Below are 17,388 nucleotides of genomic sequence, written 5' to 3' on the forward strand. Positions count from 1 at the left end.
GCAGGGGCCGCTGGTCCCTGCCCGGGGCCGACCGGCCCATACGGTGGCCGGCCGCCGAGCGGACGCCCCGGCCGCCGGGCCCCGCCTCAGTCGGACCAGTGCCAGTCGGTGACCTCGGGCAGGTCGGTGCCGTGTTCGCGGATCCAGGTGTGGTGGCGCAGCCGGGTGTCCTCCATGAGCTGCCGTACGGGGGCGGCCCGTACGGCGAGGCCCGGGACGCGGTCGATGACGTCCATGACGAGGCGGTAGCGGTCGAGGTCGTTGCGGACGAGCATGTCGAAGGGTGTGGTGGTGGTGCCGATCTCCTTGTAGCCGCGTACGTGCAGGTGGGCGTGGTTGTTGCGGCGGTAGGCGAGGCGGTGGATCAGCCACGGGTAGCCGTGGTACGCGAAGATGACCGGCTTGTCGCGGGTGAACAGCGCGTCGTACTGCGGGTCGGGCATGCCGTGCGGGTGCTCCTCCTGCGGGAGCAGGCGGGCGAGATCGACGACGTTGACGACCCGGACGGCCAGTTGCGGTAGGTGGCGGCGGAGCAGTTGGGCCGCGGCCAGCACCTCCTGGGTGGGTACGTCGCCGGCGGCGGCCAGGACGACGTCGGGTTCGCGGGTGCCGTCCTCGGTGCCGGCCCAGTGCCAGATCCCGGCGCCGCGGGCGCAGTGGGCGCGGGCCTCGTCCAGGCTGAGCCAGTCGAAGCAGGGCTGTTTGCCGGCGACGACGACGTTGACGTAGTCGCGGCTGCGCAGGACGTGATCGGCCACCGCGAGCAGTGTGTTGGCGTCCGGCGGGAAGTAGACGCGTACGACTTCCGGCGCCTTGTTCATGACGTGGTCGACGAAACCGGGGTCCTGGTGGGAGAAGCCGTTGTGGTCCTGACGCCAGACGTGTGACGTCAACAGGTAGTTGAGGGAGGCGATGGGGCGGCGCCAGGGCAGCCGGCGGGTGGTGCGCAGCCATTTGATGTGCTGGTTGACCATGGAGTCGACGATGTGGACGAAGGCCTCGTAGCAGGAGAACAGCCCGTGGCGGCCGGTGAGGAGATAGCCCTCCAGCCAGCCCTGGCAGGTGTGTTCGGACAGGATCTCCATCACCCGGCCGTGCCGGTCCAGGTGTTCGTCGGTGTCCAGGACCTCGGCCTGCCAGGCCTTGCCGCTGGCCTCGTACACCGCCTGGAGCCGGTTGGAGGCGGTCTCGTCGGGGCCGACCAGGCGGAAGTCCCGGCGCCCGGACGTGGCCTCCATCACCGATTCCAGCAGGTCGCCGAGGAGCCGGGTCGGCTCGTGCAGGGTCGTGCCGGGCTTGTCGACCGGGACCGCGAACCGCTCCAGCGGCGGAATGGGCAGCTCGCGCAGCAGCAGCCCGCCGTTGGCGTGCGGGGTGGCGCCGAGCCGCCGCTCGCCGTCGGGAACGCAGGCCAGTACCTGAGGGGTGGGGCGGCCCTCGGCGTCGAAGAGTTCCTCGGGCCGGTACGAGCGGAGCCAGGTCTCCAGTTGCCTCAGGTGCTCGGGGTTGTCGCGGACGGCCGACAGCGGGACCTGGTGGGCCCGCCAGGTGCCTTCGACCGGCAGTCCGTCCACCGTGGCGGGACCGGTCCAGCCCTTGGGCGTCCGCAGCACGATCACGGGCCAGCGGGGGCGCTCGGTGACGCCCTCCTCGCGGGCCGAGTGCTGGATGAGGGCGATGCGGTCCAGGGCGGTGTCCAGGGCCGCGGCCATGGCCCGGTGGACGGTCATCGGGTCGTCGCCGGTGACATGGATCGGCTCGTGGCCGTAGCCGCGCATGAGGTCGTCGAGTTCGGCCCCGGGCAGGCGGGCCAGTACGGCCGGATTGGCGATCTTGTATCCGTTGAGGTGCAGGACCGGCAGGACGGCCCCGTCATGGACCGGGTCCAGGAACTTGTTGGAGTGCCAGGAGGCGGCCAGCGGTCCGGTCTCTGCCTCGCCGTCCCCGATCACGCAGGCGACCAGCAGATCCGGGTTGTCCAGGGCGGCCCCGTAGGCGTGGGACAGCGAGTAGCCCAGTTCACCGCCCTCGTGGATCGAGCCGGGGGTCTCCGGCGCCACATGGCTGGGCACCCCGCCGGGGAAGGAGAACTGCCGGAACAGCCGGGCCATCCCGGCCGCGTCCCGGCTGACGTCCGGGTACGTCTGCGAGTACGTGCCCTCCAGCCAGGAGTTGGCCAGCACGGCCGGCCCGCCGTGTCCGGGGCCCCAGATGCAGACGGCGTCCTGACCACGGGACCTGATCACCCGGTTGAGGTGGGTGTGGACCAGGTTCAGCCCCGGCGAGGTCCCCCAGTGGCCGAGCAGCCGGGGTTTGACGTGCTCCGGGAGCAGCGGTTCATGGAGCAGGGGGTTGCCCATGAGGTAGATCTGGCCGACGGCGAGGTAGTTGGCCGCGCGCCAGTGGGCGTCCAGGGCCCGCAGCTCGGCGTCGTCGAGGACGCTCGGGGCGGGGGTGGCGACGTCGCGCATGGCTTCCTCCGAAGCATCGTGGAACGTCAGATGTGCGGCCTCCAGCATCGGACCGCCCGGCGGGCACCGCTAGGGCCACCCGGGCCAGTAGCGTGGGGCCGTACGGGAGAGAGACGAGACGAGGCACATGGTCGGCAAGAAGGTGTACGAGCGGGAGCTGCTGCGGCTCCAGTCGGAACTGGTCAAGCTGCAGGAGTGGGTGCGCGCCGAGGGCGCCCGCCTGGTGGTCGTGTTCGAGGGGCGCGACGCGGCGGGCAAGGGCAGCACCATCAAGCGGGTCACCGAGCACCTCAACCCGCGCGTGGCGCGGATCGCCGCGCTGCCCGCGCCGACCGAACGCGAGCGCACCCAGTGGTACTTCCAACGCTACGCCGAGCAGCTCCCGGCCGGCGGGGAGATCGTGCTGTTCGACCGCAGCTGGTACAACCGGGCGGGCGTCGAGCACGTCATGGGTTTCTGCTCCAAGGAGGAGTACGGGCGCTTCCTGCACCAGTGCCCGATCTTCGAACGGCTGCTGGTCGAGGACGGCGTCCTGCTGCGCAAGTACTGGTTCTCGGTGAGCGACGCCGTACAGGAGCAGCGGTTCCTGGCCCGGCTGGAGGACCCGACCCGGCGCTGGAAGCTCTCCCCGATGGACCTGGAGTCCGTCACCCGCTGGGAGGCCTACTCGCGTGCCAAGGACGAGATGTTCGTGCACACCGACATCCCCGAGGCACCCTGGTACGTCGTCGAGAGCGACGACAAGCGCGCCGCCCGCCTCAACATGATCGCCCATCTGCTCTCCACGGTCCCGTACGAGGAGATCCCGCCTCCCGCGCTGGAACTGCCGCCCCGCCCGCCGTCCACCGGCTACGAGCGCCCGCCGCGCGACTTCCAGACGTACGTACCCGATCACGCGGCGCGGCTGGTGTAGCGCGTGGCGGTGCGGCGGAACGCCGGCAAGGCTGACGAGGTGTCCGCGCTGTCGCGCCTGCTGCCCGGCGTCGCGGTGCTCACCCACTACCGGCGGGCCTGGCTGCGGGGTGACCTGCTGGCCGGCGCGACGGTGGCGGCGTATCTGGTGCCGCAGGTCATGGCCTACGCGGGGCTGGCCGGGCTGCCGCCGGTGGCCGGGCTGTGGGCGATCCTGCCGCCGCTGGCGCTGTACGCGGTGCTGGGCTCGTCCCGGCAGCTGTCGGTGGGGCCGGAGTCGACGACGGCGCTGATGACGGCCACCGTGGTGGGTCCGCTGGCGGGCGGTGACCCGGACCGCTACGCCGTACTGGCCGCCGCCCTCGCGGTGGCGGTGGGACTGCTGAGCCTGGTGGCGTGGGCGGCCCGGCTGGGCTTCATCGCCGATCTGCTGTCGCGGCCGGTACTGGTCGGGTACCTGGCCGGGGTGGCGCTGATCATGATCGTGGACCAGCTGCCCCGGCTGACCGGGGTGCCGGTGGGCGGGTCGGAGTTCTTCCCGCAACTGGTCTCCTTCGCCCGCCACCTTCCGCGGGCGGACACCACGACGGTGGTCTTCGCCGCGTCCGCCCTGGCGTTCCTCTTCGGGGTGCGGCGGTTCCTCCCCGCCGTACCGGGCCCTCTGCTCCTGGTCGTGTTCGGTTCCTGCGCCGTGGCCGTCTTGGGGCTGGACGACCGCGGCCTCGCGGTGGTCGGGCACGTCCCGGCGGGGCTGCCCTCGCCCGCCCTGCCGGCCCTCGGCGACCTGCCCGCTCTGCTGCTGCCCGCCCTCGGGGTGCTCCTGGTCGGCTACACCGACGTCATACTCACGGCTCGGGCGTTCACCGCGGCCGACGCGCCCGCGCTGGACGCCAACCAGGAGTTGCTCGCCCTGGGCGCGTCCAACCTCGGCGCCGGGCTGCTGCGCGGCTTCCCGGTGTCCAGCAGCGCCAGCCGTACCGCGCTCGGCGACTCGGCGGGCAGCCGCACACAGGTGTACTCGCTGGTCGCCTTCGTCGCGGTGCTGGCCGTACTGCTGTTCGCCAGCCCGCTGCTGGGGCACATCCCGGCCGCCGTCCTGGGCGCGATCGTCGTGTACGCCGCCGTCCGGCTGATCGACCTGGCCGGCTTCCGGCGGCTCGCCGGCTTCCGCCGCCGGGAACTGCTGCTGGCGCTCGGCTGCGTCGTCGGCGTACTCGCGCTGGACATCCTGTACGGGGTGCTGGTGGCCGTCGGCCTGTCGGTCACGGAGATGCTGGCCCGGGTGGCCCGCCCGCACGACGCGATCGAGGGCATCGTCCCGGGCATGGCGGGCATGCACGACGTGGACGACTACCCGCGGGCACGGACGATCCCGGGGCTGGTGGTCTACCGCTACGACTCGCCGCTGTTCTTCGCCAACGCCGAGGACTTCCGGCGCCGGGCGCTGGCCGCCGTCGACGCGCACCCGGGGCCGGTGGCCTGGTTCGTCCTGAACACCGAGGCCAATGTCGAGGTCGACATCACCGCACTGGACGCGGTGGACTCCCTGCGACGCGAACTCGTCCGGCGCGGCGTCGTCTTCGCACTGGCCCGGGTCAAGCAGGAGCTGCGCGACGACCTGGACGCGTACGGCCTGACCGAAGCGATCGGTCCCGCACACATCTTCCCCACCCTGCCCACCGCCGTGGCGGCCTACCACCGGTGGCGCAGCCCGTAGGCACCCGGCTTCGCGGCCGGCCCGGGGAGCCGGGTGGGCCAGGCGAAGGGACCGGTCGGCCCCTGCGACGGCGGCCGGCACCGGCGCAGCCTGGTGACGGGGACCACCGGGTGCCGCCCAGGACGGAGACCAGCCATGACCATGACGCCGACAACCGGTCTGCTCGACGCGCTGCCCCCGCAAGGCCGCGAACGCCTGCTGATGCTCTCCGCCGACGTCTCCTTCCCGGCCGGTGGCCGCATCTTCGAGGAGGGCCGCAAGGCCGACCGGTTCTGGATCATCCGCACCGGCTCGGTCACCCTCGACCTGCATGTCCCCGGTCGGCGCGCGGCCGTCGTCGAGACCCTCGGTCCCGGTGATCTGCTCGGCTGGTCATGGCTCTTCCCCCCGTACGCCTGGCACCTGGGCGCAGAGGCGCAGAGTCCGGTGCGGGCGGCGCAGTTCGACGCCACCGTGGTACGGGCGCTGTGCGAGGCCGACCCGGTGCTCGGGCGAGCGGTCTCACGCCGCGTCGCCGAGATCGTCGCCCACCGCCTGCAGGGAGCCCGCACCCGGCTGCTCGACCTCTACGGTCCCTCCGGGAGTGGCAGCGGCAGCGCACGCTGAGCGGCCGGTCGGCCCGTCCGGCGATCGATGGCACGTGCGGCCGGAGGCCGCGCGACCCGTGTCCCGTGTCCCGCGGCCTACGTGCGGTGCCGGCCCCACTGCGGGCCGATCCGGGCCCACTCGCGTTCCCACTCCTCGGCCCGGCGGCGGTCCAGCCGCCACCGCACCAGCCTGACGCCGCCCAGCAGCAGGACGCAGACTCCGCCGGCGGCCGTCCCGCCGGCCAGCGCGCCCTCGACCGCGGCGGCGTCCGCCGCCGCGGGCTCGGCGGTGAGGCCGCCCCGGCCGTCGAGCCAGACCGTGACCGTACTGCCCTTGGGCAGGCCCGCCCGCACCGTCGCCGTACCCGTGTGGACGGAGCCGTCCGGCGCCGTCCACCGCACCGTCGCGCGCTCGGAGCCGTCGGCGTCGTAGGCGAAGACGGCCGGGGCGGCGCCGGTCAGCACCGCGGAGGCGGTGTGCCGGTCGTGGCGCTGCTGGAGCAGCGCGTCCTGGACGCTCCAGGCGGTGCAGACACCCGCGGCCGGTGCTCCGGCGGCCATCAGGGCGACCGCGGCCAGCAGCGTCCGCGCCTCCGTCGTGTCCGAGGGGCGCTTGAGCGGATTGCGCCGCCAGCGCCACAGCCACCTGACCCTGGTCCTCATCGTCGTGCCCGCTTCCCGGCCGACCGCCACGCGTTCGCGTGCGTAGACGACCGTGGCACCGCCGGGGCATCCTGTGCGAGGGCCGGACGGCCCTGCCACCGGGGCCGTCCGGGGCCGCTCTCCGGCCGGGATGGAGCCGTTCGGCCCTATGGTGACGGGGCCGGATGAGCCATGATCCACGTCAGGGCCGGCAGGCCACGGTGGCGGCGGACGACGCCGCGAGGACAAGGGGACCGACATGGCGGGCGCACGCGAGTTCTCCGCGCGGGAACCCATCCGGGTGTTCCTCCTCGACGACCACGAGGTCGTCCGGCGCGGCGTGCACGACCTGCTCGACGCCGAGCCGGACATCGAGGTCGTCGGCGAGGCGGGCACCATCGACCACGCGCTGGCCCGGGGCCCGGCGCTGCGCCCCGATGTCGCGGTCCTGGACGTACGGCTCCCGGACGGGAACGGCATCACGGTCTGCCGGGAGCTGCGCGACCGGATGCCCGGCCTGGCCTGTCTGATGCTGACGTCCTTCGACGACGACGATGCCCTGCTGGACGCGATCATGGCCGGTGCCTCCGGCTATGTCCTCAAGCAGATCAAGGGCTCCGACCTGGTCTCCGCCGTCCGGACCGTGGCCTCCGGCCAGTCCATGCTGGACCCGGCCACCACCGCCCGGCTGATGAGCAGTCTGCGCGGTGACGACACCCCGCCGGTCGAGCCCGAGGACGCCCGGCTGGCAGCCCTGTCGCCCCGCGAACGCCAGATCCTCGCCCTGATCGGCGAGGGAATGACCAACCGTCAGATCGGCAAGGAGCTCTACCTCTCCGAGAAGACGGTCAAGAACCACATCTCGCGCCTGCTGGCCAAGCTCGGTGTAGAACGCCGCATCCAGGCCGCGGTTCTGGCGACCCAGCACCAGCCGCCGGCCCACTGACTGCGGCCTGCTCCCTCGGAACAGCCGCCGTCAGTGGGCCGGCGGCTGTCCTGCCGCGTCGACAACGGGCACCCGCCACACCAGCCGGGTGCCGCCGCCGGCCGGAGCGGAGACGGTCAGCTCGCCGCCGAGCTGCCGCGCGCGTTCGGACAGGTTGCGCAGACCGCTGCGGCGGCCGCCCTCGGGGACGCCCACCCCGTTGTCCGTGACGGTCACCGTCAGCTCACCGGAGCCGGCCACGAGGGACACGTCGCAGACCCGCGCCCGCGCATGGCGCGCGACATTGGCGAGGGCCTCCCCCAGGACCGCGACGACATGCTCGCGGATGTGCGCGGGCACATCGGTGTCGATCAGCCCCTCCATGCGCAGCGACGGGGTGAACCCCAGTACCGCAGCGGCCTCCTCGACCGCCTTGACGGTACGCACCCGCAGCCCCGGGGCCCCGGGGCCGGCGGCGGCCTCGTGGGTGCGCAGGCCGAAGATCGTCGACCTGATGATCTTGATGGTCTCGTCCAGGTCGTCCACGGCCCGCAGCAGCCGCTCCGACCCCTCGGGCCGCGACACGAACCGCAGGGTGCTCTGCAGGGTCATACCCGTCGCGAACAGCCGCTGGATGGCCAGGTCGTGCAGATCGCGGGCGATGCGGTCGCGGTCCTCGTACAGGGCGATCTGCTCGGCGTCCCGGCGGCGGTCGGCCAGTTCCATCGCCAGCGCCGCCTGCCCCGCGAATCCCAGCAGGGGCATAATCTCGGCCTGTGTGAACACCGGCGCCCCGGCGGCACGGCCCAGCAGCAGCACGCCGCGTACCCCGTGGCCGGTCACCATCGGGACCGCCACCGCGGGGCCCAGGCCCTCCCAGCGGGGCGGCCCGGTCGTGATCCGCGGATCGGACCCGACATCGACGCTGGTGATCGGCTCGGAGGCGGCCGCGACCGCTCCGACGAACGACCCGTCGCGCGGCAGCACCAGGCCCCGGTGCGCCTCCGCATCGATGCCCTGGGCCAGGGCGACCTGAAGATCGTCGCTGCCCGCGACCGGCACGGCGAGGACTCCCAGGTCCGCGGAGAGGATCCGCCGGGCGTGGTCGACGATGAGTTCCAGCACCGGCGTCTCGTCCACCCCGGACAGCAGGGCGTTGGTGACCTCGGCGTTCGCCTCCAGCCAGCGCCGCCGGTCCCGGGCCTCCTCGTACAGCCGGGCGTTCTCGATGGCCACTCCGGCCGCCACGGCCAGCGTCGACAGAACCGTCTCGTCCTCGCCGTCGAACTTCTTGCCGCCGCGCTTCTCCGTCAGATAGATGTTGCCGAACGCCCGGCCCCGCACCCGGATGGGCACCCCGAGGAACGAGTGCATCGGCGGATGGTTCGCCGGGAAGCCGTACGAGGCCGGGTGCTCCGAGATCTCCTCCAGCCGCAGCGGCTCGGGATGCCGGATCAGCTCGCCCAGGATGCCGTGACCGGACGGCAGCGGCCCGATCGCGGCGATCCGCTCCTGGTCCATCCCCACGGGCAGGAACTGCGACAGCCGCTCGTCCTGCTCCTCACTGATCACCCCGAGCGCCCCGTACTCGGCGTCCACCAGCACCACCGCGGCCTCCACGATCCGGCGCAGCACATGCGGCAGGTCCAGCTCCCGGCCGACCGACAGCACCGCCTCCAGCAGGCCGCGCACCCGGTCCCGCGTGCCGCGCACCGCGTCGATGCGGGCCTGGAGTTCGTCCAGTAGCTCGTCCAGCCGCAATCGGGGCGGATCACTGCTCATGGCGCTGTCCTCGCCCACCGGATCCTCCGTACAAGTCCTGGGCCAACGCCCGCAGCCCCTCGTCCACCGTATCCGCTGGCCGTCCGGTCCGGACACCTGTTCCTGCCGGGCGGCCCCCGTGCGGGGCCCGACCGGCCCATGCACCGGGCCGGACGGGCGGTCAGGCTGGGAGGTGCGAGGAGAGGGGAACAGTCATGAGGCACTCGCCTTCCAGGGCCCCGGGCGGTCCGCCTGGCAGGACGTGGGCGTGGACGTGGTGATCGAAGCGGTCGGCGAACCGGAGGGCTTCGAGATGTGCGCGCATGGTGCGGCCCGGCCGTACGAGGTCTTCGCCCGGTCCGCCGACACCGGCGCGCTCAAGGTCGCGTTCGGCGGCGGGCACCACGACGCGGTGGCACTCAGGACCGACGAAGGGAAGTGACCGGCTATGTCCGAGCGGATACCCGAACCGGTGAAGGCGACCGGCGACATCGGCCGCCGCATGGCTCTGCGGCGTGAAGAGCTCGGCCTCAGCCCCGAGGAGGTGGCCGAGCGGGCCGGCACCGCGCCGGGCTACCTGCGCTACGTGGAGGAGCAGCCCACCGCCGACCCCGGCCCGGGCTTTCTGCGCCAGATCGCCGAGGTGCTGGAGACCACGGTGTCCCAACTGCGCGGCGGCGACGCGGACCTGCCACCGGGCACCGGCCGGGCCGCCGGACACCCCGATCTGACGGAACTGGATCCCGGGGAATGCCGGGCCCTCATCGGCACGCACGGGGTCGGGCGGGTCGCGGTGACCACCGGGGAGGGGCCGGCCATCATCCCGGTCAACTACACGGTCGCGGACGGCACCATCGCCTTCCGTACCGCCCCGGAGGCGGCACCCGCGCTCGCCGCCGGAACCGATACCGCTTTCGAGATCGACCACATCGACGAGGCGCTCAGCCAGGGCTGGAGTGTGCTGGCGGTCGGGCCCGCGACGTACGTCACCGACGCCGCCGCCGTCCGGCGGCTCACCGACCGGGCACCCACCGGGCCCTGGGCGGGCGGCGACCGCGAACTGTGGGTGCGCATCGACCCCGTCCGGATCAGCGGGCGCCGGATCCGGGCGCGCTGACCCGGAGCGTCACGCCGGCGCGGTCAGGGCGCGGCAGGCGGTGACGTCCGGCCCGCGCGGCGCAGGAAGGACTCGGCCAACTGGTCGGTGAAGTCCTGGCCGATCGGCTCGCCGGTCACCAGAACGCGGTAGTACACCGGTCCCACGAGCTGGTCGGTCTCGGCCGCCACGTCGAGGTCGGCGGGCAGTTCGCCCCGGAGGACGGCGCGTTCCAGCGGGAGGCGGTCGCGGCGGCGCTGTCCGTCGAGGTATTTGGCCCTGAAGTCCTCGGCGAACACGGGGTCCTGGTGGGCCTGGGCCATCAGGGCCCGGAAGACGGCGCCGGGGTCGGACCGGCCGAGGAATCCGGCCAGCCAGGCCAGGTGGGCACGGAGGTCACGGGCGACGTCGCCGTGGTCGGGCGGGGCGGGTTCCTCGGTGACGTCCTGCAGGAAGGCGTCCATGAGGACGGCGGTCTTGGTGTTCCACCAGCGGTAGATCGTCTGCTTGGCGACTCCGGCCCGGGTGGCGATGCCCTCCATCGTGACCCCGGCGAAGCCCTTCTCGGCGAGCAGGTCGTCGGCGGCCTCCAGCACTGCCTGGCGCGCCTGTTCACTGCGTCCGTGCCGGTTACCGTGGTGGCGGCGGCCCGGCGCGCCCGCGGTGTTCTCCTCGGCGGTTCCTGCTGCCGTTCCTGCTGCCGTTCCTGCTGCGGCCTCTGCTGCGGACCCTGCTGCGGCTCCCATGTCGCCTCCCTGCGGCCCAGGATAGACAGCCCCTCTAGGCAAGACGGTACGTTGCGTCTACTCTAACGCTCATGACAGTCACCCACACACTCGCCGACCCCCGCGTCGAAGCCGCCCTCAGCCGGATGTTCGGCAACGCCGCCCACGACGACGCCACCGCGGCCCGCGTCGGGGCCGAACGGCCCGGCGCCTTCGAGACGCGGACGCCACAGGAGCGAGCCGACGCCACGGCGGAGATCTACATGCCGGTCTCCGCCGTGGGCGGCCAGTTGCTCTACAACCTGGTCCGAGCGGTCCGTCCGGCCACCGTGGTCGAGTTCGGCACGTCCTTCGGCATCTCCACGCTGTACCTGGCGGCAGCCGTCCGCGACAACGGCACCGGACGCGTGATCACCACGGAGCTCAGCAAGGAGAAGGTGGCCGCGGCCCGCCGCACCTTCGCCGAGACCGGCCTGGACGACGTGATCACCGTGCTGGAGGGAGACGCCCGCGAAACCCTCCGCGACCTCGGCGCCGGCGCGGACCTCGTCCTGCTCGACGGCTGGAAGGACCTGTGCCTGCCCATACTGCACCTGCTCGAACCCCGGTTGAAGCCCGGCACCCTCGTCATCGCCGACGACGTCGACCTGAGCAGTCTGCGGCCGTACCTGGACTACGTACGCGACCCGGCGAACGGCTACCAGAGCGTCACCTTCCCCGTCGAGGACGGGATGGAGATCAGCTGCCGCCTCTGAGCAACACGGGCCGCTCCGGAACGGGTTCGGAGCACCGCAGCGCCACCGGCCGCCGCCTCAGCCGCCGGTCGACAGGCGGTAGGCATCACGGAGGAACGGCGGCACGGTCCGGCGCCCGGGCCGGCCCATGCTGTAGCCCTGGGCCGTGGCCCAGGCGTGAATCGCCTCGAAGTCCGGGTCGCCGAAGCACATCTGCGGAGTCCCGCGGACCGCGTACGCCGGCAGCCGGCCATCGCGGAGGCAGTCCGAGGAGAGGGACAGACCGAACCGTTCCCCGACGGCGCCCAGGGTGCGCCGGTAGGCGGTGGTGTACCGCTCACCCTCCACGGCGCGGCACCTGGAGCCGTCGGGCCGAAGCACCCGCGCCGCGACGAGGTCGGGCAGCAGCAGGTCCGGCTCGCTGCCCCAGCGGTGCGTCTCCTCGGTCAGCCCGAACCCGCAGACGAGCACGCAGTCACGGGCGTAGCGGACGGTCGCCGGCGGGTGTTCCCGCACGGGCACGTAGTGGACGGCCTCGACGCCGTCCCGGGAGATCTCCGTCAGGAGGTCGCCGCCGGTCGAGTCCCCGTACTCCAGGGCGAAGGCCCAGCCCGCACCCTCGCCGACCCGGACGACACCGTCACCGTCCGCGCCCGGCCGGTACTCCTCGATCCCGAGATCCCACACCTCGGCGTCGGTGATCGGCTCGGTCGCCGCGTCCGGGTCGGCTCCCATCCGCAGCGCCAGTTCCCCGGCGGATATCCCGCGCGCGAACACCACACTGGACATCCAGTGCTCCAGATCGGCCAGCCACTGAATTCCGTCACCCATGACGACACCCGCCCCCGCTCGGTCAGTGATCACGATTATCGGCCACCCGCACTGCGGACAGTCAACGCGGGTTGTCGCCGAACCCCGGACAGGAGCAGCGGGCGTTCACCGGCAGGAAGTCACCCCGCCGAGGTCAGACCTCAAGCACGGCCTCGATGCGCTTGAGGCTGTGCCGGGCCAGCGCGAGGTTGCCGCGCGAGCGGTCCAGGGCGAGGTAGAGGAACAGCGAGCCCCTGGTGCCGGCGAGGGGGCGAATGAGGTGGTACTGCTTGCCGAGGGTGATCAGGATGTCCTCGACGGTGTCGTCCATGTCCAGGGTGGCGAGCGTGCGCACCTTGGCCCGGACCACCTCGGTGTTGCCGGCCGCGGCCACTTCCAGGTCGAGGCCGTGGCCACCGCCCTGGGTGCCGAGTGACATACCGCTCTCGTAGTCGACGAGTGCCACGCCCACGGCACCGTCCACGGTCATGGCTTCCTTGAGTGCGGTTTCGATGTCCATGTGCTCTTCCTTACCGTGTTTCGCCAGAAGCCTGAAGCCAGAAAAGTCAACTACGGTCACTCTTGCGCTGGTTCGCAATTAAACTACTGTGTCGCAGGTAAGGAAGTGAAGAGGTCGCAGAGAAGTGACGTAAGGGGCTCTTGTGCCGGCGCTCGAATCATCCCTCTCACGGCTCTTCGAGTCACCGGGCGTAATCGGCGCGGCACTTGTGGACGGCGTGACGGGACTGACCTACGCGGTCGCGGGTGACGCCGGCGAGGTGGGTGACGGGGCCGAGTGCTCGGACTTCGCCTCCCTGGTCGCCGACCGGCTCGGCGCGGCCGGCGCGGAGGGCGAACTGGAGAGCGTGATCGTCACCAGCGGACGCCGCCATCACGTACTGCACGCCGTCCAACGACAAGGGGATCCGCTGCTGTTGGCCACCGCCCTGGACCGGGAGCAGACCAATCTCGCCCTGGCCATCCGCCAGGTGGGCGACTTCGCACGGGCCATCCTCGGATGAGCGGCACCGACACCACGCGAACAGCGCCCCGCAACGTCCCCGCCCTGCTGCTCCAGCTCCGCGAGTCCGCGTACACCGGTACGGTCACCGTCTCCGGCACACCCGGCGGCTCCATCCACCTGCGCGACGGCCTGGTGTGCGCGGTCGTGACCCCCGGCGCCCCGACCACCGAGTCGGCGCTCCTGAAGTCCGGCCGGGTCGACGACAACGGATGGACCGCGGCCCGCGCCGCCGTCCGGGAGGACGACGGACTCGGCGCCGAACTGGTCGAACGCGGCCTGGTCGGCGCGGTCGAGCTCGAAGTGACCTGCACGGCCGCCGTGTTCGACGGTGCGTTCGCCATGGCGCTCAGCCCGCCCGGCGGCTGGGAGATCAGCGGCCCGGTACCGGCCGTCGTCGTACGGCCCGGCATCGAGCCCCGGCGGCTGGCCGAGGAGACCAACCGCCGGATGGCCGAGCTGACCCGGCTGTGGGGCCCTCCCGGCCAACTCGCCCGTACCCGGATCCGACGGCCCGCCATCGCGGCCGGCCCGCCCCCACGGCACCTGCACAGCCGCCACCGGGACGTCCTGCTCACCGTCAACGGCCGCCGTACGCCCCGCGACATCGCCTTCGCGCTGGGCCGCGGGCTGTACGGAGTCATGCTCGACCTGATCCGGCTGGACGCCCTGCGGCTGCTCCAGTGGGAAGCGCTGACGGCGGCCGGCCGAACCGGCACGGCCCCGCGCGCCCCCGAACCACGCCGGGCCGGACCCCCACCGGGCACGGCGCCGCTCCCCCGGCGCAACCCCGGAGGGCACATCCCGGACAGGAGGGGCACCCTGTGACCACCCGTCGGCGCCGCGAGGCCAAACGCCGCCGCCTCACCATCGCCCGCTCCACCCGGGCCACCCGCTCCGGGCCCGTCCCCCCGGCCCGGGCGGCCGACGTGCTCCCGCCCCTGGCGCGGCGGATCCGCACCGCCGAGGCGAGCGCGGATCCGCGGCCGGCGGAGGACCTGGCCGCCGCCCAGCCCGCCACACTGACGCTGCACCGGGTCCGCGCGGCGCTCGACACCCTCTCCTGAACCACCCCGGACCAGCACAGAACCACCGGCAAGGAGCCTCGTTCATGCCCGAAACCTCATCACCCGATCCCCTCACCGACGTCCTGGTGTCCCTGCGCGACCGGGTGATGGGCGTGTCGGAGAGCGTCATCTCCACGGCGGACGGCCTGCTGGTGGCCGCGGACGCGGACAGCATCCACCCCGAGTCGGTCGCCGCGCTGGCCGCCGCCGCCCTGGGCCTGGGCAAGCGCATGGCCCAGCAGGCCGGCGTCGGCGCCCTCCGCGAGGTCGTCACCCGCTGCGGCGCCGGCCATGTGGTCGTCCTCGCCATCGGCGACCGGTCCCTGCTCACCGTCCTGGGCGACGAGGGCCTGGACATCGCGGCCCTGCAACGCGAATCGCCCGCCACCATCGAGCAACTGGCCAAGCTGCTGGACTAGTCCATGAGTGGACTGGAAGGTACTGACCTCGGCCTGCCCGGCTGGGACTTCGTGCCCGCGCATGAGCAGGTCCTCGGCTCTACTGCCGCCGAACCGGCGGCCTACGTGTAGGGCCGGATGGCCACCCTGACATCCATGTCGAAGGCGTTCGCGCCCGCAGGGGACGGCAGGCCCAGCGCCCGGTCGAGCGCGCGGCTCAGGGGACCGCAGCCGCTGGTGCCCGGGGCCGCGAACTCCGCGTCCTGGGCACCGAAGCCGACGACCAGGGGGTCCTGGGATATCACCCGGGTGGGATCGGTGTCCCTGAGCACCAGGTGAACCGCCCCCTCGTCGCTGCCGACCGAGCAGCCCGACGACGGCAGGGCCGGCAGCCCGTGCGCCCGGCCTATGGCGAACTTGATGTCGAACTCGCCGCGCCGGGCGTCGTCGGACAGGAAGTCCGAGTAGCCGCCGTACTGCGGAGTCAGGGTCAACGGGATGCCTCCCACCCGGATCGGCGCGGCGGTCATCCTCCCGAAGACCTGGCGGAACACTCCGCCCACACGGCCTTCCGCGAAGGTGATCTTCACAGGATCGGTGAGCGGTTCGTCGACGGCGCCCATGCGCAGACGCCCTCTGGCGTGCATGACCTCGCAACGCCAGGTCCCGGGGTCCGCACCCGCGGGCAGCTCACCGACGGTCGGGCAGGCCGAGAAGTCGAACTCCGGTGGATCCGCAGCCCGTTCAGCTCCATGCGCGGGTGCGGCGCCCAGCGCGAATCCGGCAAGCAGCACCCCCGCGACGGCACTTGTGAAGCGGCGGACTGTGCGATTCAAGGTCACTCGGTTCAGCGTCATACATCACAGCATTGCAGAGATTTCTCTGCAGAGGAACCTCTGCAGAGAAATTGCTGTGATCCGGATAGACTGCGGCCATGACGGAAGAGCGGAGAGCGGAAGCCGCAGTGCGGCGCACGGTGGACAGCCCCGAGGTGCTCAAGGCCCTCTCACACCCCCTGCGCCTGCGTATCCTGCGCCACCTCGGCGCGGCGGGCCCGGCCACCTCCACCACGCTGGCCGCCGCCCTCGGCGAGAACACCGGGACGCTCAGCTACCACCTGCGCATGCTGGAGCGCAGTGGCCTCATCGAGGACATCCCCGAGCGCTCCACCGGGCGTGAGCGCTGGTGGCGCGGGGTACGGGGCCTCGACATCCGCAGACCGCCGCAGGGTGAGCTGACGGAGGCCGAGCGCGCCGTATCGGCCGAACTGGACCGGATGAAGATGGAGGAAGATGTCGAACTCGCCCGGCAGTTCACCGCCGGACAGGCGGAGTCCGAAGGCTGGATGCGGGGTTCACGCAGCCTCAGCCACCTGACGAAGGGTGAGCTGGACGCGTTCCACGACGACTATCTGGCCCTGCTCGCGCGCTATGCCCGCGGCCCCGAGGACGCCTCCGACGACGCACGACCCGTACTCCTCCGCTGGTTCGGCCTGCCCGCTGACTGACCGGCAACCGGCCGACGAACCGCCTGATCGACCGAGCGACCGTACGGGTGAGCTGAGGGAACTTCGTGATGCTCTTGGCCCAGTATCCCGCGTGGTGGGCCGGCGCCAGGGATTCCACCCATCCGTCCGTGCTGGCGTGCGGCGCAATCCAGCGGCCGGTGTGGATCCCGAACTCGCCTTCCGGGCCGATCATGAACCCGTAGGCCATGGACACCCGCTCGTCTCCGGCCGGAATCAACCATCCGTCGGCAGCCGAGCCCTCGGGAACATCAGCGTTGAGAATGCGCGGCCCGCCCTCGTACGCGGGGCCCGGCGGCAGGACGATGCCACCCCAGCGATCCTGGAAGGCCACGGCGCGGTCGATCTCCGCAGCGGGTATCCCGTGTCTGAGCCATACGTCCCGGTGGGGCCGGAGGTCCGGGCGAGGGACGCACAGCCCGTGCACCTCGACGAAGTACCGGGCTGTGCGGCTCAGGCCTTCAGGTGCCACAGAGGTCAGCGACACATGTGTGTCCGCCATCACGGTCGCCCGTCGCCGGCGAGGTGGAACACGGCCGATGCGATCTCCCGCACCCGGCCCCGGGTGATCCCTGTGCGCTGTTCGACTGCGAGGGGATGGCCGGTGGGTTCGAGCTCGACGAAGGGGCGCTGCCCGACCGGCCGAGCGTGGACGTTGGTCTTGAGGTTGAGGGTCGCGGGCGAGTAGACGGGCAGGTCGGTGGTGAGCCAGCCGAAGTACGGCTGCTCGGATTCCCGGCCCGGCGTGTCCCACAGGTCCGCCGCGCGGGAGAAGCTCTCGCGACTGAGAGAGACCCAAACGCCCCAGGAGAACACCTCGTCGCTGCCGATGACCGGTATCTCTATCAGGCCTTTGACGAAGTAATGCCGCGCATGGATCACGCACTGGTCCGACGAGAGCAGGCAGTCGTCGGCGTCGGCGAAGGACGGATCCCACAACGCCGGGGCCTCGGCCGTGTAGTGCATGGGCGGCCCGGAGTGGAGCGCGCCGCAGCGC

At 72.3% G+C, this 17,388-nt stretch carries 20 protein-coding genes; 12 read left to right on the forward strand and 8 right to left on the reverse strand.

The genetic code is table 11. The annotated features are described in order from the left end of the window. Positions 1-86 precede the first annotated feature (86 nt). Positions 87-2,471, reverse strand: a complete 2,385-nt coding sequence (locus tag RWE79_RS03780) for a phosphoketolase family protein (RefSeq protein WP_475938565.1) — start codon at positions 2,469-2,471, stop codon at positions 87-89. Positions 2,472-2,598: 127 nt separating this feature from the next. On the opposite strand from RWE79_RS03780, the gene ppk2 reads away from it, so the two are divergent. The 3 genes from ppk2 to RWE79_RS03795 all read left to right on the forward strand — a co-directional run bounded on the left by ppk2 (position 2,599) and on the right by RWE79_RS03795 (position 5,706). Continuing rightward, positions 2,599-3,384 (forward strand): polyphosphate kinase 2, encoded by a 786-nt coding sequence (ppk2, locus tag RWE79_RS03785; protein ID WP_475938566.1) that lies wholly within the window; start codon positions 2,599-2,601, stop codon positions 3,382-3,384. Between the two features lie 3 nt (positions 3,385-3,387). Beyond that, positions 3,388-5,100 carry a SulP family inorganic anion transporter gene (locus RWE79_RS03790; protein WP_475938567.1) on the forward strand — a complete coding sequence of 571 codons (1,713 nt, stop codon included), beginning with the start codon at positions 3,388-3,390 and terminating at the stop codon, positions 5,098-5,100. A gap of 141 nt (positions 5,101-5,241) precedes the next feature. After that, positions 5,242-5,706, forward strand: a complete 465-nt coding sequence (locus tag RWE79_RS03795) for a cyclic nucleotide-binding domain-containing protein (RefSeq protein ID WP_475945582.1) — start codon at positions 5,242-5,244, stop codon at positions 5,704-5,706. A 77-nt stretch (positions 5,707-5,783) separates the two neighbouring features. Here RWE79_RS03795 and RWE79_RS03800 read toward each other — a convergent pair whose 3' ends face one another. After that, positions 5,784-6,350, reverse strand: a complete 567-nt coding sequence (locus tag RWE79_RS03800; RefSeq protein WP_475938568.1) for an Rv1733c family protein — start codon at positions 6,348-6,350, stop codon at positions 5,784-5,786. A 238-nt stretch (positions 6,351-6,588) separates the two neighbouring features. Here RWE79_RS03800 and RWE79_RS03805 point away from each other — a divergent pair, with 238 nt between their 5' ends. Beyond that, a complete protein-coding gene (locus tag RWE79_RS03805) occupies positions 6,589-7,275 on the forward strand; it encodes a response regulator (protein ID WP_475938569.1) in 687 nt (228 codons plus the stop codon). 30 nt (positions 7,276-7,305) lie between these two features. Here the strand turns inward: RWE79_RS03805 and RWE79_RS03810 are convergent, their stop codons facing one another. Further along, complete coding sequence (locus RWE79_RS03810; protein ID WP_475938570.1) at positions 7,306-9,036, reverse strand: GAF domain-containing sensor histidine kinase; 1,731 nt, start codon at positions 9,034-9,036, stop codon at positions 7,306-7,308. A 172-nt stretch (positions 9,037-9,208) separates the two neighbouring features. Between RWE79_RS03810 and RWE79_RS03815 the strand changes: the two genes are divergently transcribed. Beyond that, positions 9,209-9,457: a hypothetical protein gene (locus RWE79_RS03815; protein ID WP_475938571.1), complete on the forward strand. Its 249-nt coding sequence runs from the start codon at positions 9,209-9,211 to the stop codon at positions 9,455-9,457. Between the two features lie 6 nt (positions 9,458-9,463). After that, positions 9,464-10,132, forward strand: coding sequence for a pyridoxamine 5'-phosphate oxidase family protein (locus RWE79_RS03820; protein WP_475938572.1), 669 nt, complete (start codon positions 9,464-9,466; stop codon positions 10,130-10,132). Between the two features lie 23 nt (positions 10,133-10,155). Here RWE79_RS03820 and RWE79_RS03825 read toward each other — a convergent pair whose 3' ends face one another. Then, entirely contained in the window at positions 10,156-10,857 is a 702-nt protein-coding gene (locus RWE79_RS03825; protein ID WP_475938573.1) for a TetR/AcrR family transcriptional regulator, read from the reverse strand. A gap of 71 nt (positions 10,858-10,928) precedes the next feature. Between RWE79_RS03825 and RWE79_RS03830 the strand changes: the two genes are divergently transcribed. Further along, positions 10,929-11,591: an O-methyltransferase gene (locus RWE79_RS03830; RefSeq protein ID WP_475938574.1), complete on the forward strand. Its 663-nt coding sequence runs from the start codon at positions 10,929-10,931 to the stop codon at positions 11,589-11,591. 57 nt (positions 11,592-11,648) lie between these two features. Here RWE79_RS03830 and RWE79_RS03835 read toward each other — a convergent pair whose 3' ends face one another. Next, a complete protein-coding gene (locus RWE79_RS03835) occupies positions 11,649-12,401 on the reverse strand; it encodes a DUF6461 domain-containing protein (protein WP_475938575.1) in 753 nt (250 codons plus the stop codon). Between the two features lie 133 nt (positions 12,402-12,534). Then, the gene (locus RWE79_RS03840) at positions 12,535-12,900 is read right to left on the reverse strand and encodes a hypothetical protein (protein ID WP_475938576.1); all 366 of its coding nucleotides are present in this window, start codon (positions 12,898-12,900) and stop codon (positions 12,535-12,537) included. A gap of 217 nt (positions 12,901-13,117) precedes the next feature. On the opposite strand from RWE79_RS03840, the gene RWE79_RS03845 reads away from it, so the two are divergent. Genes RWE79_RS03845 through RWE79_RS03860 form a run of 4 tightly spaced genes read left to right on the forward strand, consistent with a single transcriptional unit; the run spans position 13,118 to position 14,887 of the window. Next, a complete protein-coding gene (locus RWE79_RS03845; protein WP_475938577.1) occupies positions 13,118-13,402 on the forward strand; it encodes a hypothetical protein in 285 nt (94 codons plus the stop codon). After that, the gene (locus RWE79_RS03850; RefSeq protein ID WP_475938578.1) at positions 13,399-14,229 is read left to right on the forward strand and encodes a hypothetical protein; all 831 of its coding nucleotides are present in this window, start codon (positions 13,399-13,401) and stop codon (positions 14,227-14,229) included. The genes RWE79_RS03845 and RWE79_RS03850 overlap by 4 nt, the downstream gene beginning before the upstream one ends. Continuing rightward, a complete protein-coding gene (locus RWE79_RS03855; protein ID WP_475938579.1) occupies positions 14,226-14,468 on the forward strand; it encodes a hypothetical protein in 243 nt (80 codons plus the stop codon). Before RWE79_RS03850 ends, RWE79_RS03855 begins: the two co-directional genes overlap by 4 nt. 44 nt (positions 14,469-14,512) lie before the next feature. Then, a complete protein-coding gene (locus RWE79_RS03860; protein ID WP_475938580.1) occupies positions 14,513-14,887 on the forward strand; it encodes a roadblock/LC7 domain-containing protein in 375 nt (124 codons plus the stop codon). A 101-nt stretch (positions 14,888-14,988) separates the two neighbouring features. Here RWE79_RS03860 and RWE79_RS03865 read toward each other — a convergent pair whose 3' ends face one another. Next, entirely contained in the window at positions 14,989-15,723 is a 735-nt protein-coding gene (locus tag RWE79_RS03865; protein ID WP_475938581.1) for a hypothetical protein, read from the reverse strand. A 77-nt stretch (positions 15,724-15,800) separates the two neighbouring features. Here RWE79_RS03865 and RWE79_RS03870 point away from each other — a divergent pair, with 77 nt between their 5' ends. Further along, positions 15,801-16,373: an ArsR/SmtB family transcription factor gene (locus RWE79_RS03870; protein WP_475938582.1), complete on the forward strand. Its 573-nt coding sequence runs from the start codon at positions 15,801-15,803 to the stop codon at positions 16,371-16,373. 519 nt (positions 16,374-16,892) lie between these two features. On the opposite strand, the gene RWE79_RS03875 is transcribed toward RWE79_RS03870, so the two are convergent. Continuing rightward, positions 16,893-17,357, reverse strand: a complete 465-nt coding sequence (locus RWE79_RS03875; protein ID WP_475945584.1) for a DUF2199 domain-containing protein — start codon at positions 17,355-17,357, stop codon at positions 16,893-16,895. Positions 17,358-17,388 lie beyond the last annotated feature (31 nt).

Source organism: Streptomyces sp. RLA131, assembly GCF_056270125.1.